This window comes from Paenibacillus taichungensis (assembly GCF_047302525.1).
GTDB lineage: Bacteria > Bacillota > Bacilli > Paenibacillales > Paenibacillaceae > Paenibacillus > Paenibacillus taichungensis_B.
The window spans coordinates 2,131,854-2,145,570 of record NZ_CP168020.1; the positions used below are offsets into that span (position 1 = coordinate 2,131,854).

The 13,717-nt window shown below is 45.3% G+C and carries 18 protein-coding genes; all 18 read left to right on the plus strand.

Translation table 11 applies throughout. The annotated features are described in order from the left end of the window. The 18 genes from fliG to fliR all read left to right on the plus strand — a co-directional run bounded on the left by fliG (position 1) and on the right by fliR (position 13,706). A complete protein-coding gene (gene fliG / locus ACDJ58_RS09830) occupies positions 1-1,017 on the plus strand; it encodes a flagellar motor switch protein FliG (protein WP_413377473.1) in 1,017 nt (338 codons plus the stop codon). Further along, positions 1,010-1,870: a FliH/SctL family protein gene (locus ACDJ58_RS09835; RefSeq protein ID WP_413377475.1), complete on the plus strand. Its 861-nt coding sequence runs from the start codon at positions 1,010-1,012 to the stop codon at positions 1,868-1,870. Before fliG ends, ACDJ58_RS09835 begins: the two co-directional genes overlap by 8 nt. Further along, positions 1,857-3,176: a flagellar protein export ATPase FliI gene (fliI, locus tag ACDJ58_RS09840; protein WP_413377477.1), complete on the plus strand. Its 1,320-nt coding sequence runs from the start codon at positions 1,857-1,859 to the stop codon at positions 3,174-3,176. Before ACDJ58_RS09835 ends, fliI begins: the two co-directional genes overlap by 14 nt. Positions 3,177-3,187: 11 nt before the next feature. After that, positions 3,188-3,640 carry a flagellar export protein FliJ gene (gene fliJ / locus ACDJ58_RS09845; RefSeq protein ID WP_413377479.1) on the plus strand — a complete coding sequence of 151 codons (453 nt, stop codon included), beginning with the start codon at positions 3,188-3,190 and terminating at the stop codon, positions 3,638-3,640. Between the two features lie 42 nt (positions 3,641-3,682). Beyond that, positions 3,683-4,618: a MotE family protein gene (locus tag ACDJ58_RS09850; protein WP_413377481.1), complete on the plus strand. Its 936-nt coding sequence runs from the start codon at positions 3,683-3,685 to the stop codon at positions 4,616-4,618. A gap of 41 nt (positions 4,619-4,659) precedes the next feature. Further along, positions 4,660-6,039: a flagellar hook-length control protein FliK gene (locus tag ACDJ58_RS09855; protein WP_413377483.1), complete on the plus strand. Its 1,380-nt coding sequence runs from the start codon at positions 4,660-4,662 to the stop codon at positions 6,037-6,039. Between the two features lie 19 nt (positions 6,040-6,058). Next, complete coding sequence (locus ACDJ58_RS09860) at positions 6,059-6,604, plus strand: flagellar hook capping FlgD N-terminal domain-containing protein (protein ID WP_090895972.1); 546 nt, start codon at positions 6,059-6,061, stop codon at positions 6,602-6,604. Then, a complete protein-coding gene (locus ACDJ58_RS09865; protein ID WP_413377486.1) occupies positions 6,601-6,984 on the plus strand; it encodes a TIGR02530 family flagellar biosynthesis protein in 384 nt (127 codons plus the stop codon). The genes ACDJ58_RS09860 and ACDJ58_RS09865 overlap by 4 nt, the downstream gene beginning before the upstream one ends. Before the next feature lie 82 nt (positions 6,985-7,066). Next, entirely contained in the window at positions 7,067-7,882 is an 816-nt protein-coding gene (gene flgG / locus ACDJ58_RS09870; protein ID WP_315795327.1) for a flagellar basal body rod protein FlgG, read from the plus strand. Positions 7,883-7,948: 66 nt separating this feature from the next. Continuing rightward, positions 7,949-8,170 (plus strand): flagellar FlbD family protein, encoded by a 222-nt coding sequence (locus ACDJ58_RS09875; protein WP_024630220.1) that lies wholly within the window; start codon positions 7,949-7,951, stop codon positions 8,168-8,170. Further along, positions 8,170-8,628: a flagellar basal body-associated FliL family protein gene (locus ACDJ58_RS09880; RefSeq protein WP_413377488.1), complete on the plus strand. Its 459-nt coding sequence runs from the start codon at positions 8,170-8,172 to the stop codon at positions 8,626-8,628. The genes ACDJ58_RS09875 and ACDJ58_RS09880 overlap by 1 nt, the downstream gene beginning before the upstream one ends. Positions 8,629-8,667: 39 nt before the next feature. Then, on the plus strand, positions 8,668-9,666 hold the full coding sequence (gene fliM / locus ACDJ58_RS09885) for a flagellar motor switch protein FliM (RefSeq protein WP_024630222.1): 999 nt from the start codon (positions 8,668-8,670) through the stop codon (positions 9,664-9,666). Beyond that, positions 9,656-10,918 (plus strand): flagellar motor switch phosphatase FliY, encoded by a 1,263-nt coding sequence (gene fliY / locus ACDJ58_RS09890; RefSeq protein WP_413377491.1) that lies wholly within the window; start codon positions 9,656-9,658, stop codon positions 10,916-10,918. Before fliM ends, fliY begins: the two co-directional genes overlap by 11 nt. A gap of 28 nt (positions 10,919-10,946) precedes the next feature. Beyond that, positions 10,947-11,312 carry a response regulator gene (locus ACDJ58_RS09895; protein WP_017689175.1) on the plus strand — a complete coding sequence of 122 codons (366 nt, stop codon included), beginning with the start codon at positions 10,947-10,949 and terminating at the stop codon, positions 11,310-11,312. 8 nt (positions 11,313-11,320) lie between these two features. Next, a complete protein-coding gene (locus tag ACDJ58_RS09900; protein WP_413379578.1) occupies positions 11,321-11,860 on the plus strand; it encodes a flagellar biosynthetic protein FliO in 540 nt (179 codons plus the stop codon). After that, on the plus strand, positions 11,857-12,612 hold the full coding sequence (gene fliP, locus ACDJ58_RS09905) for a flagellar type III secretion system pore protein FliP (protein ID WP_072732405.1): 756 nt from the start codon (positions 11,857-11,859) through the stop codon (positions 12,610-12,612). Before ACDJ58_RS09900 ends, fliP begins: the two co-directional genes overlap by 4 nt. Positions 12,613-12,637: 25 nt before the next feature. After that, positions 12,638-12,907, plus strand: coding sequence for a flagellar biosynthesis protein FliQ (gene fliQ / locus ACDJ58_RS09910; RefSeq protein ID WP_024630226.1), 270 nt, complete (start codon positions 12,638-12,640; stop codon positions 12,905-12,907). A 10-nt stretch (positions 12,908-12,917) separates the two neighbouring features. Beyond that, complete coding sequence (fliR, locus tag ACDJ58_RS09915) at positions 12,918-13,706, plus strand: flagellar biosynthetic protein FliR (protein WP_063566399.1); 789 nt, start codon at positions 12,918-12,920, stop codon at positions 13,704-13,706. Positions 13,707-13,717: the final 11 nt, after the last annotated feature.

A 13,717-nucleotide genomic window follows, 5' to 3' on the forward strand; every position in this document is an offset into this window, starting at 1 on the left:
TTGGCGAAGGCAAGCAGTCAAGGTCTGACTGGAAGACAAAAAGCAGCAATTTTGTTGATTACATTAGGTCCGGAAGTATCCGCGCAAATCTTCAAACATTTGCGGGATGAGGAGATCGAACAACTGACGTTGGAAATTGCCAATGTTCGCAAAGTGGATGCTTCTGAAAAAGATATGATTATGTCTGAGTTTCATCAGATCTGTCTGGCACAGGAATATATCTCTCAGGGCGGTATTACGTACGCGAGAGAAATTCTGGAGAAAGCGCTCGGGTCGCAAAAAGCACTTGAAGTTATTAACCGTTTGACGGCTACGCTGCAAGTTAGACCATTTGACTTTGCGCGTAAGGCGGATCCGAATCAAATATTGAACTTCATTCAGAACGAAAGCCCGCAAACGATTGCTCTGGTATTATCGTATCTGCAATTTGAGCAGGCAGCAGCAATCTTATCCTCGTTACCACAAGAGAAGCAGGCCGATGTAGCACGCAGAGTTGCTGTTATGGACAGTACGTCTCCAGAAGTCATTTCTCAAGTGGAGCGGGTGCTCGAACAGAAATTATCTTCTACTGTTACGCAAGATTATACAAATGCGGGTGGTATCGAATCCATCGTTCAGATCTTGAACGGCGTCGACCGTGGTACGGAACGTACTATTCTCGACTCGCTGGAAATTCAAGATCCGGAACTTGCAGAAGAAATCAAAAAACGCATGTTTGTATTCGAAGATATCGTCAATGTGGACGATCGTTCGATCCAGCGTATTATCCGGGATATCGACAACGGAGATTTGCAGTTAGCACTCAAAGTGGCAAGCGAAGAAGTACGGGATGCTATATTCCGGAATATGTCGAAAAGGATGTCCGAGACATTCAAGGAAGAAATGGAATTCATGGGACCCGTTCGGTTGCGTGATGTTGAGGAAGCTCAGACTCGTATCGTAGGAACGATCCGTAGATTGGAAGAAGCCGGTGAGATCATTATTGCTCGCGGTGGAGGAGATGATATCATTGTCTAATTTGATTAAATCTTTCCAGTATGTACCGGTCGATGACCGCAAACGACTCGAAAATCATCATCATTATGGTGGACCGGAGTCTGATGCGGAGTTAGATGGTGAACGTGCTGAAGGTTCCGAAGCTGAGATGCTTCAAGCACGAGTGGACGAAGAAACACAACGTCTTACCGCGGAGATGCTGGAGGATGCCAAGGAGTTTGCAGAAAAGCAGGTACGTGAAGCTTCGGAGGAAGCGGAGCGATTGCTTCAAGAAGCCCGTGAACAGATTGATAGCTGGTGGCAGGGACAGCGTCAGCAGGATGAACATCTGACTGAAGCGCTTCGTTCACAAGGTTTCCAGCAGGGTTTTGAAGAAGGCAAAGTACAGGCCGAACTGGATCTCCAGGTGAAGATCGAAGAGATGATGAAGGAAGCCCGTGGGGTGCTTGAAGAAGCTTACGTTGCCAAAGATCAGATTATTCAGGAAGCAGAGCCTTTCCTTGTGGATCTCGCCTGTGGTATTGCTGAGAAGGTGATTGACAAACAACTTTCGGTTGAACCAGAACACACGCTTGAACTGATTCGTCAGAGTTTGTCTCGCAAACGTGAACAGGGGATGATCACCTTATGTGTGGCACCTGATCAATTTGCTTTTGTGCAGGCCGCACGTGAAGAGTTGGCTATGGCAATTGACTCTCAGGCAGAATTGCAGATTTTGCCTGATGCTACGGTAAAAGACAAGGGATGTGTTATACGGTCGTCGTTTGGAAGCGTAGATGCCAGAATTGATACCCAGCTCGCTGAAATTAAAAAAGAACTGATCCGCATAGCACTTGAGGATGAGGGGCGAAAAAATCAACATGAAGATTCTTAGCTCACAGCGATACATGGAACATCTTAAGCAATTTGATCCCGTTCGCATTAACGGTAAGGTCACTCAGGTCATTGGTCTTATGGTTGAGTCGGAAGGTCCGGATGCTAGCATTGGTGATGTATGTTACATCTACCCCGGAAAAGCTGCCAAGCCACTTCAGGCAGAGGTTGTCGGGTTTCGGGATAACAAAGTTTTGCTCATGCCACTCGGTGAACTTCAATCCATTGGTCCTGGATGTGATGTGGTCGGAACGGGTAAACCACTTGGGGTTCAGGTTGGATCAGAATTGCTTGGTAAGGTGTTAGATGGATTGGGACAACCTTTGGACGGATCCTTGTTACCTTCCAGAATGCCGATGTACTCTACATCCAATACGCCAGTGAATCCGATGGACCGTCCACGGGTACTCGAAACGATGGGTGTAGGTGTGAGAGCCATTGACGGTCTGTTGACGGTTGGCAAAGGACAGAGGGTCGGCATATTTGCCGGATCGGGTGTTGGTAAAAGTACGCTGATGGGCATGATCGCCCGCAATACAGCAGCAGATGTCAATGTAATTGCTTTGGTGGGGGAGCGGGGCCGTGAGGTTCGTGACTTTATTGAACGAGATTTGGGTCCGGAAGGACTGGAACGATCCGTCGTTATTGTCGCTACCTCTGATCAACCTGCTCTGATTCGAATCAAAGGCGCGGTCATCGCAACTACGATTGCGGAGTATTTCAGAGACAGAGGCATGAATGTCATGTTGATGATGGACTCCGTTACACGTTATGCCATGGCACAGAGGGAAGTGGGACTTGCCGTGGGAGAACCTCCTGCAATGAGAGGATACACTCCTTCTGTTTTTGCAAGTTTACCTAAGCTGCTTGAGCGAGCGGGGACTGGACCCACAGGTTCGATTACGGCTTTTTACACCGTCCTTGTCGACGGGGATGATATGAACGAACCGATTGCAGATGCGGTGAGAGGTATATTGGATGGTCATATTGTACTGAATCGGTCCATCGCAAACAAAGGTCATTTCCCAGCCATTGATGTGCTTGCGAGCATTAGCCGGGTTATGAAGGATATTGCTCCTGAAGAGCAGCTGGAAGCCGTTAATAATATGAAGAGACTCATGGCTGTGTACAAGGAATCAGAGGATTTAATTAACATTGGGGCTTATCAAAGAGGTTCAAATGCTGCCATTGATGAATCGATAGAACAGATTGATAGCATCTGGAATTTTACAAGGCAGAAAGTCGATGAAAAAGTAACGTTGAGTGAAGTGCAGGAACGTTTGATTCTTGAATTTGCAAGGAGATGAATGGGTAAACGATGAAATTTCGATATCATTTCCAGAAGGTTGTTGACCTGAAAAGCAATGAAAAAACGCAAGCGGAGTGGATGTTATCCACAGCGATCGGGAAACTTCAGACTGAGGAAGAGCATCTTTTACAACTATTGAATGATAAAAAGGAACTGATTGATGTCATTCAATCCGCTACGGAAAGTACGGCTTCCGTATCCAGCTTGCAGGAGATACAGCGGTATGTACATCACCTTGACGAGTGCATTTCACGCAAAAGTAGTGATGTCAGACATGCTGAGGTCAATGTGCAACGGAATCAGACGTTTCTGAACGGCAAAATGATGGACGAAAAAGTATGGCTTGGGGCGAGAGACAAGGCCAAAATCAAATTTCAGCAGGAGATGCTCCTCCGGGAACAGAACGATCTGGACGAGATGGCTACTGTACGCTTCGCTGCCAAAGTCGGACGCGCGAATTGATGTGGCCGGACGCGAAGTTGTCTCGTGAAGGAGGGAAGAACAATGGCTGTTAAAGACACAGATATGGAAAAAGAGTCGAGCGGCGGTTGGGAAAAGTTTCTGATGATTTCAATCCCAATTGTGTTCACTGTGGTTTTGTTGGGTGTTTTGCTCACTCTATTTAATGTAGATATTCGCAACAACCTGCTTGAAGTAGCTAACAAAATTCCTGTCGTAAAGGACTGGGTACCTGATCCTGTGCTAGATCCGGAGAAAAAGAAACTGGAGAAGAGCGAGCAGCAGGTCGAGAGTGCAGAAGCGACAATAGATAAGCTGAAGGCACAAGTAAGCGAGAAAGAAACAGAGCTCAAAGTAGCGAAGGATGCCACAACCACAGAAGCAAAGAAAGCAAGTGATTTGCAAAAGAAATTGGATGATGCGGAAAAAGCTGCTGAAACCGCTGCGCAGAATCCAGAGACCGAGTCTGATTATCAGAAACAAATTAAAGATTTGGCTAAGATGTATGCGGACATGAGTCCCAGTAAAGCCGCTCCGATTTTGCAAAATATGACGAATGAAGAGATGGTATTGCTTCTGAATGCGATGCAATCGGCTGCACGGACCAAGGTGCTGGAAAAGATGGACCCAAAAACAGCGGCTGATGTCACGATGATGATGAAGGATGCGAAACCATCCGGTGATCTGGCCCTGGATGCACTGCAATCCCGCTTAAAGAAAGAGACTGCAACGACATCTACGGCGTCTACAACTAACTCCAAAAATTTGGATAAAAACCAACTTAGTCAAACGTTTGCTTCCATGTCGGCCTCTAGTGGAGCCAAGCTGTTACTCGAAACATACAAGCTGAGTCCGGACAAAACCTTGACCATTTTGAATTCTGTAGATGATGCTACACGGTCTCAATTGCTTGAGAATATGTCGACTGAAAATTCGGTAGAAACTGCAAAAATATTAAATAAATTAATGGGTAACAAGTAGATTAGTAGCGTCTGTTTACTAAGGAGAGGAGGTGAAAACAAATGTCGATTGTATATCAAATGACATCTACATCATCCGCCAAGACAACAGGAGCAGCGCAAACAGCTGGAACTGGATCCAAAGGTGCAACTGCTGGAAGCGGTGATTTTCTGCAAACTCTTGCCCAATCATTGAATGGTGGTGCAACGGCGGAGAACAGCTCGACTGCAGCAGGGAGCTTAACAGCGGATCCGCTTATGTTTACCTTTGCAGCTAGTGAAGATGGAGAACAAACATCGATCACCGATATCTTGAGTTCGTTATTCGCAGATTTGGATTCGCTAGATGAAGCTTTGGAAAATGATCCGTCACTGCTTGGGGAATTACAAAGTCTGATTCAGCAGATGTACGCTCAATTAGATGCTAATTCTGGTATTCAAGCCGAAGGTTCTGATGAGCCTACAAGTGAAACAGGAAATGCAGCATCAGCAATTGATCTGACGGAACATCCAGCAGCAGTGCGCTTTGTATTACAGGATGTGCTTACACAGTTAACTGCGGGTATGAATGAGCTGGATAGTACCGTTGTTAAAAACGCTCCAGAATTCAAGCACCTGCTTCAATCTCTTCAAAGTCAGCTGCAAGATGCTGGCGTTGACACCAGTCTTAACAAAGGGTGGACTGAACTTAAATCCATTCTGGATACATTAGCGGTGGCTAAGGATCAGGCTGTGCAAGTGGTTCCAACAAATCCCGTTCAAACGTCCAAGCAAGACTCAGTGGCATCACAAGTTCTTGTTGCGGCCGCTTCAAATAATGGAACTAAAGTTTCAGTTGAAACGGACTCAACACCTACTGCAAATGAAGTTGGAGAAGTGGACCATTCAAGTATCATTACGGCAGGAGAGTTGTCCTTACGTTCATCAGGTACATCAGCAGGTAAACCGGCTGAACCTGTCATGCAAACATCCCAGTTTGCAAAAGAGATGACACAGTTTGTTGTGAATAAGTTGGATATTGTGCAACAAAAGGGATTTTCGGAAGCGACTATCTCACTACGTCCGGAGCATCTGGGTAAGCTGGATGTGCAGATTACTTTGCAAAACGGACAATTGGTTGCACGTTTTATGACCGAGCATACGATGGCGAAAGACATGCTGGAACAGCAAATGATGCAACTGCGTAGCTCTCTTCAAGCTCAAGGCATTCAAGTGGAACGACTTGAGGTTACTCAGAACAGCTCACTTGGTTCACAAATGTACCAGGATGGGGGACGCCAGCCAGGAAGCAATTCTCAGCAGCAACGTCGCTCACGTGAACGTGAAGAACAATCGGATGATGCTGTAACTACAGCAACTCTCCAGGAAGAATTGCGCAACTGGCGCAGTGAACATGAGGAAGGCAACGACCTGCGGAGAGACACGTTTACAGCAGAAGCTTAAACAGAAATGAGGTGAAAATATGGCTAATGAAGCGATTTCTACCAATAATACCTGGCCTAACTATTCGGCAGCGAATAAAGCCACAACAAGCGCTGCAACAAAAGAGCTGGGCAAGGATCAGTTTCTTAAAATATTGATCACTCAGCTACAAAATCAGGATCCGATGCAGCCAATGGAAGATAAGGAATTTATCGCTCAGATGGCTCAGTTCAGTTCGGTAGAACAACTGGTGAATATTTCGTCTCAGCTTAAGACTTTGAATCAGTCTCTTGGGACAGTTTCTGGCATGATTGGCCGCGAGATCAGTTGGCTTTCTTCTAATAAAGAGGATAACGGAACCCTCCGTCAAGGAATTGTGGATTCCATCATCGTACGAGATGGTGTTCAATACGCAAAAGTGGGCAATGACGAAATCAAGTTGGATGAAATTATTCAGGTAACTAACCCAACACAGGCTGAGGAAAATGAAACTCCAGTTCAGGACGCTGCAGATTCAACTGTAACGAACGAAACCAAGGAACCAGAACCATCAGCACAGCCTGAAGACAATGGAAACATGTTATGAGTGACCGCATAACAGTAGGCCAACTGTACACAGGTCCAATTACACCCAATTTGCTTAACCGCTCCAAAGCGGGAGAAGCATCGAATGTACCTGAACGCCCTTTTGCACAGGTATTGGAAGACAACCTCCTGAAATTGAGTAATCATGCTGCCAAAAGGTTGGAACAGCGAGGTATTGAACTCAAGACTGAGCAGATGCAGCAGATTGGAACTGCACTGGATAAGGCTGCTGCCAAAGGAGCCAAGGAATCCTTGATTTTGATGAAAGATATGGCTTTTATCGTTAATGTCAAAAATCGTACTGTTGTTACAGCCATGGATAGTGAAAGCATGAAGAATAATGTATTCACCCAGATTGATAGTGCTGTAATCATTTCTTGACCGGCTGGCCCTTCTCGGGAGCCGGAATGCCGCTGACCGACTGACGCGGTAACCAAATTAAGGCTGGGAGGATTTTTAAAAAATGTTGAAATCAATGTACTCAGGCGTTTCCGGGATGCGGGGTTTTCAAACGAAACTTGATGTTATCGGTAATAATATTGCGAACGTGAATACGGTTGGTTTTAAAGGTAGCCGTGTCATGTTTAAAGATATTATGAGCCAAACAACGGCGGGGGTAACAGCGCCTGGAGATGAAAACGGTGGTGTAAATGCAAAGCAGATTGGTTTGGGTGTATCAGTAGGATCGATTGATACGCTGCATCTTGCGGGCAGCCCAATGACAACTAATAATCCAACCGACCTGCGTCTCAATGGTGATGGTTTCTTCCTGGTGACCCTAGGCGGGGAACAAGAAGTTCCTTTTTTAACCCGTGCAGGAGATTTCCATGTGGATGCTAACCGTAACCTCGTGACATCCGATGGTCTGTTCGTTGTTGATAGTGGTGGAGAACCTATCACTTTGGATGAAGCAGTAGTTTCTTTCACTATTGGTCAAGATGGAATTATCAACCAGACGATGGATGATGGAACAACTGAAGCTGGAGCACAACTGGGCATAGGGAAAGTAACAAATCCAGAAGGTCTAGAAAAAATCGGTGGTAACTTGTATCGCATTACTGCCAATGCCAATGCTGACGGGGAATTCGAAATTGTCACTGCCAATAGTACTGAATTTGGTACAGGCTCCGTTATTGCAGGACAACTTGAAATGTCCAACGTGGATCTAACAGGTGAATTTACAGAGATGATCGTGGCTCAGCGTGGATTCCAGGCGAACTCACGGATTATCACAACGTCCGATGAAGTGCTTCAGGAAGTTGTTAACCTGAAACGTTAATAACTGATTAGTAATTTTTAATGCGTGGGGGAGCTTGCTCCTCCACTCTGATCGAGGGGGCTTAGCATGATTTCGGTTACGCGGTTAAATGGTTCTCCCATGTGGTTAAATGCGCTGATGGTTGAAATTGTGGAAGAGACACCAGACACGTATATTACTCTGGTAACCGGAAAGAGACTTATTGTGCTTGAGAAAGCCGATGAGGTTATTTCCAAAATTAAAGATTACAACCGTGAAATCGGGGTTCAGGCAGCCACTATTAAAGTGCAGCAAACGGAGGAGTCCTGATGAAAAAGATGTTGCCTTGGCTTGCAACAAGCTTGCTAGCTATAACACTCATTGTGGTGGTTGTGTTTGTATTTATGCAAGGACAGAACGGGAATAAGATTGATACACATACGGCATCCGCTGCAGAGAAGAAGATGACTGCGGATGAGATTGTTGCAGTTTCCTCAGAGCTTGGAGAAATTAAAACTAATTTGGCTGATATAGACCATATTGTAGTTGTAAGTTTTTCTTTCAAATTATCCGACAAAAAGGCTAAAGAAGATTTTGAGAAAATCAAGGAAATCACGGTGAAGCCTATTATCATCCAGACTTTTGCGGATACCAAGTCTGATGAACTGGCTACAGCGAAAGGTCGCATTCAATTTAATAAAAAATTGACTGAACTTATTAATGAAGCTTTACCAGAAGGTAAGCTGGCCAGCACTAGTTTTTCTGCTTTTGTGATGGCGCCAATGTAATGAACAGGACACGCTGTAAATCTGTAAGGGGGTGAGAACATGGTGGATGTATTATCACAAAATGAGATTGACGCCCTATTAGCTGCCCTTTCCTCTGGTGAGATGGATGCTGAGGAATTGAAAAAGGAAGAAACTCAAAAGAAAATTAGATCGTACGATTTTAAGCGGGCGGTTCGTTTTTCCAAAGATCATATTCGAAGCTTGACCCGTATTCACGAAAACTTTGCACGCTTTCTCACCACTTATTTTTCAGCCCAACTGCGGACGTTCGTTCAGATCAATGTCGTTCAGGTTGAACAGTTGCCTTATGACGAGTTTATCCGTTCTATTCCGAAGATGACGATATTGAACATATTTGAGGCGGAGCCATTACAGGGACGGATGGTGATGGAGGTTCATCCCAACGTGGGTTATGCAATGCTGGATCGCCTGCTTGGCGGAACAGGAAATGCACCGACAAAGATCGCATCGATGACGGAAATTGAGACGACGATTATGGAGCGGATTTTCAGCCGTGCGTTTGAGAGTTTGCAGGAAGCATGGAAGACTGTGTTGGATATTTCTCCAAGGATGGAAGCGCTGGAGACCAATCCGCAATTTATGCAGATTGTTTCCCCCAATGAGACCATTGCTTTGATCTCACTGAGTACCAAAATCGGTGACACCACAGGCATGATCAATTTGTGTATCCCGCATGTCGTTCTTGAACCTATTATGTCCCGGTTGTCGACTCATCAGTGGTTTGTTTCGGAGAAAAAGACGAGAGCTCCGGAAGAATATGATGCTCTCAAAGAGCGTGTGAACAAAGCCAAATTGCCCGTCGTTGCGGAGTTGGGAGAATCTAGGATTTCGATTGCTGAATTTTTGGGTCTGTCTGTTGGCGATGTCATTACGTTGAACAAGCCCGTTGATGAGGGACTGTCCATTAAAGTTGGAGATAGGCTGAAGTATATGGGTAGCCCGGGAACCATCAAGGATCGTGTGGCTGTGCAAATAGACAAGATTGTCACCGAAGGAGTTGAAGAATTTGACGAGTAAGGATTATTTATCCCAAGAAGAAATCGATGCTTTGCTCAGACAATCGGAATCGATGAACAGTTCGGAACCGGCTGAGAAAACAGTTGATGATTTTTTGACCGAGCTGGAACAGGATGCCTTGGGGGAGATTGGTAACATTACATTTGGTAGTGCGGCGACAGCTTTGTCCACGCTATTGGGCCTAAAAGTAGATATTACAACACCTAAGGTGTCCATCATCAGCCGTACACAGTTTGATGAAGCATTTCCTAAGCCCCATGTTGCAGTCCATGTGAATTATGTAGATGGATTTGAAGGAATCAACTCGCTAGTCATCAAAAAACGGGATGCTCAAGTCATAGCCGATCTGATGCTTGGCGGTGAAGGAAATCCGGTTGATGAAGAACTGAATGAAATCCATATCAGTGCAGTACAGGAAGCGATGAATCAGATGATGGGTTCGTCTGCTACATCCATGTCTACAATCTTTAACCGTTTCGTGAATATTTCTCCTCCGGGAATTGATATTCTCAATATGGAAAGTGGCGAGGGAGTCAGCAATCTTCCAGATGATGAGACTTTAATTCAAGTATCGTTCCGTCTGTTGATTGGCGATCTGATTGATTCCAATCTCATGCAGCTGCTTCCCGTGCATTTTGCGAAAGAAATGGTAGAGATGTTGATTGGCGGAGCCCAAGAGTCTACTGCTAGTGCGCCAGTTGCATCTACGCCTGAGCCAGCACCGGCAGCAGTACCTGTTGCCCCTGAGCAACCTCCAGTTCAGCAACAGATACCGCCACAGGCACAACAGCCGCCTGTTCAAGATTATAATGGCTATGGTCAGGCTCCAATGGGGATGCCGCAAGGAATGCCGCCACAGCAGCCTTATGGCATGCCTCCGCAGCAACCTTATGGTGTACCGCAGCATTACGGCGGTGTGCCGAATAGGAATGTAAACGTACAACCGGTTCAATTCGCCAATTTGCAAAATGGGGCGTTTGGCCAGGTAGACGAAAACAATTTGAATTTATTGATGGACATTCCCCTTAAAGTCACCGTAGAATTAGGAAGGACCCAGAAGCAAATTAAGGATATTTTAGAACTGTCACAAGGTTCAATTGTCGAGCTGGACAAACTGGCCGGTGAACCTGTCGATATTTTGGTGAATAACAAGTTGATTGCCAAAGGTGAGGTTGTCGTAATCGACGAAAACTTTGGTGTTCGTGTTATAGATATCGTAAGCCAATGGGACCGAATTCAGAAATTACAATAAGCACAATTTAGGGAGGACTTGAATCAAGATGGCAAACCGAATTTTAGTCGTGGACGACGCTGCATTTATGAGAATGATGATCCGGGACATTTTGTCCAAAAACGGATACGAGGTCGTTGGCGAAGCACAGGATGGATCACAAGCAATTGAGAAGTTTAAGGAGCTTCGTCCTGATCTGATCACAATGGATATTACCATGCCTGAGATGGATGGTATTGCAGCTTTGAAAGAAATCAAAAAAATTGATGCTAACGCAAAAGTGATTATGTGCTCTGCGATGGGTCAACAAGCGATGGTTATTGATGCAATCCAGGCCGGAGCTAAAGATTTCATCGTGAAGCCGTTCCAATCTGACCGGGTTATCGAAGCAATCAGCAAAACGCTGGGCGTTTAAGAGACATGATGATGGCTCAGGATAAGATTCCAGATGATGTGGGCACGGGAGTCAATTATTATTTTCAGCTTGTATGGGTGATTGTTGTCCTGGCCGTCATTCTGGTTCTTATAGTCTATCTGATTCGTTTTCTAAACAAGCGGAATCAGCGATGGTTCCGGAACGGCACAATTCGTATTTTGGGTGGGGTCGGACTGGGACCAAACAAGTCGCTGCAAATTATAGAAATTGGCGGTAGCGTTTATCTACTCGGTGTGGGTGATGACATACAGCTGGTGGATAAGATTTCGGATCTTGAAGAGGCTCAGCGAATCATTGATTCATTTGAACGGGATGCTTCAGCGCAACAGGGAAGCCTTTCGCCTCTCATTGCAAAGTTGGCAGCCCGCTTGCGCAAAGATGAACCGCCGCGAGAAATGGAACTCGAGGATACAACCTCTTTTCACGAACTGTTTGAATCTAAACTTCGGCAGATGCCTAACCGTAAAGAGAAGATGGAGAAGGTCCTGGAAGAAGACAATACTACAGATCGGTCGAGGGATTCATGAAGAAAAAGATTTGGTTAGCGTGTTTTTTCATAGGACTCATCAGTCTGGCCTCCGTCACTGCTGCCTTTGCCGAACCGATTCCGAATATTGATATTCAAATTGGAAACGGGGATGGGGGCACACCAAGCACGAGTTCACTTTCCATTATCCTGTTGATCACGGTACTTAGTATCGCACCAGCCTTGCTGGTACTGATGACCAGTTTTACCCGGATTGTTATCGTTCTCGGTTTTGTGCGGACATCCTTGGGCACGCAGCAAATGCCACCCAATCAGGTGCTGGTCGGTTTAGCACTTTTTCTGACACTGTTCATCATGTCTCCGACGTTGTCATCCATCAATCAGGTAGCGCTTCAGCCCTATCTCAAGGGTGACATCACACAAACCGAAGCGTTGGAAAAAGCTGCGGACCCCATGAAGAAGTTTATGTTCTCCCACACTAGGGAGAAAGACCTATTGCTGTTTATGAAGTACAATCAAACCGAAAAGCCTAGCACATACCAGGATATTCCAATTACTGTGATGGTACCGGCATATGCAATCAGTGAGTTGAAGACAGCATTCCAGATGGGATTCATGATCTTTATCCCATTCTTGGTTATAGACATTGTAGTTGCGAGTACACTCATGGCTATGGGGATGATGATGCTTCCACCTGTCATGATTTCATTACCTTTTAAAATACTGTTATTTGTACTTGTCGATGGCTGGTATCTGGTCGTGAAGTCACTGTTGCTGAGTTTTAACACTTGAGCCGGAATATTAAAGGAGGACGGTCATGACTTCGGAGTTTATTATCGGTCTGGCCGGGAAAGCGGTCTATACTTCACTGCTGGCCAGCGCACCCATGCTTATTCTAGCTCTGGTTGTAGGACTCATTATCAGTGTGTTTCAGGCAACCACTCAAATTCAGGAGCAAACCCTGGCCTTTGTACCTAAAATTATTGCTGTACTTCTGGCAGTACTTTTGTTTGGTCCTTGGATATTGAATATACTGGTCGATTTCACGTATAACATTCTCGATAATTTATACAGATACATAGGGTAGGCTGTTGCAGATGGAGACATTATTGCAAAGTTTTCCTGTCGCTCTGCTTATGTTTTGTCGAATAGCATCATTTTTTGTAACTGCGCCAGTCTTCTCGGCTCGGAATGTGCCGAATTCTCTAAAAATTGGTTTATCGGCATTTGTAACCTTTACTGTGTATATGGTATACGGCATAGACCAGGTTGTACCTACAGATCTGAGTTATATCCTGCTGGTTATCCGTGAGATATTGATTGGCTTGCTCCTAGGCTTTGTTGCTTATCTGTTAATGACGGCTATACAGACAGCAGGAACCTTTATTGATCTTCAGATTGGTTTTGGTATGGCCAACGTATATGATCCAATGACAGGTGCATCTGCACCGCTTACAGGTAACTTCAAATATGCTTTTGCGGTATTGCTCTTTCTGACAATGAACGGACATCATTATCTGCTCGATGCCATTGTATACAGTTATCGCTGGATTCCGTTGTCGAATGTATTTTTTCTACGATTGGCAGATGGAAGTATTGCTGAATTTTTGGTTCGTACATTAGGCCAATCATTTATGTTGGCTTTTCAGATGTCTGCGCCGATTGTAGTTGCTCTGTTTTTGACGGATGTAGGATTGGGATTCTTGGCGAAGACGGCTCCTCAATTTAACGTATTTGCCGTTGGAATGCCGCTTAAGGTACTCGTTGGGCTTGCTATTTTGCTTTTGCTGGTTCCCAGTTTTGCCTTTGTGTTTAGTCAATTGTTCGAAGTAATGTTCAGATCCATGGAAAACTTGCTTGGGACCATTGGACAAAGGCCAGGCTGAGTGAAACGGAG

Bases quoted from the DNA above. Each gene is read 5' to 3' on its own strand.
- ACDJ58_RS09865 (WP_413377486.1), top strand. From the start codon at position 6,601: ATGAGTGACCGCATAACAGTAGGCCAACTGTACACAGGTCCAATTACA.
- fliM (WP_024630222.1), top strand. From the start codon at position 8,668: ATGGTGGATGTATTATCACAAAATGAGATTGACGCCCTATTAGCTGCC.
- fliJ (WP_413377479.1), top strand. From the start codon at position 3,188: ATGAAATTTCGATATCATTTCCAGAAGGTTGTTGACCTGAAAAGCAAT.
- ACDJ58_RS09850 (WP_413377481.1), top strand. From the start codon at position 3,683: ATGGCTGTTAAAGACACAGATATGGAAAAAGAGTCGAGCGGCGGTTGG.
- ACDJ58_RS09880 (WP_413377488.1), top strand. From the start codon at position 8,170: ATGAAAAAGATGTTGCCTTGGCTTGCAACAAGCTTGCTAGCTATAACA.
- ACDJ58_RS09855 (WP_413377483.1), top strand. From the start codon at position 4,660: ATGTCGATTGTATATCAAATGACATCTACATCATCCGCCAAGACAACA.
- fliQ (WP_024630226.1), top strand. From the start codon at position 12,638: ATGACTTCGGAGTTTATTATCGGTCTGGCCGGGAAAGCGGTCTATACT.
- fliI (WP_413377477.1), top strand. From the start codon at position 1,857: ATGAAGATTCTTAGCTCACAGCGATACATGGAACATCTTAAGCAATTT.
- fliP (WP_072732405.1), top strand. From the start codon at position 11,857: ATGAAGAAAAAGATTTGGTTAGCGTGTTTTTTCATAGGACTCATCAGT.
- ACDJ58_RS09860 (WP_090895972.1), top strand. From the start codon at position 6,059: ATGGCTAATGAAGCGATTTCTACCAATAATACCTGGCCTAACTATTCG.
- flgG (WP_315795327.1), top strand. From the start codon at position 7,067: ATGTTGAAATCAATGTACTCAGGCGTTTCCGGGATGCGGGGTTTTCAA.
- ACDJ58_RS09895 (WP_017689175.1), top strand. From the start codon at position 10,947: ATGGCAAACCGAATTTTAGTCGTGGACGACGCTGCATTTATGAGAATG.
- ACDJ58_RS09900 (WP_413379578.1), top strand. From the start codon at position 11,321: ATGATGGCTCAGGATAAGATTCCAGATGATGTGGGCACGGGAGTCAAT.
- ACDJ58_RS09875 (WP_024630220.1), top strand. From the start codon at position 7,949: ATGATTTCGGTTACGCGGTTAAATGGTTCTCCCATGTGGTTAAATGCG.
- fliR (WP_063566399.1), top strand. From the start codon at position 12,918: ATGGAGACATTATTGCAAAGTTTTCCTGTCGCTCTGCTTATGTTTTGT.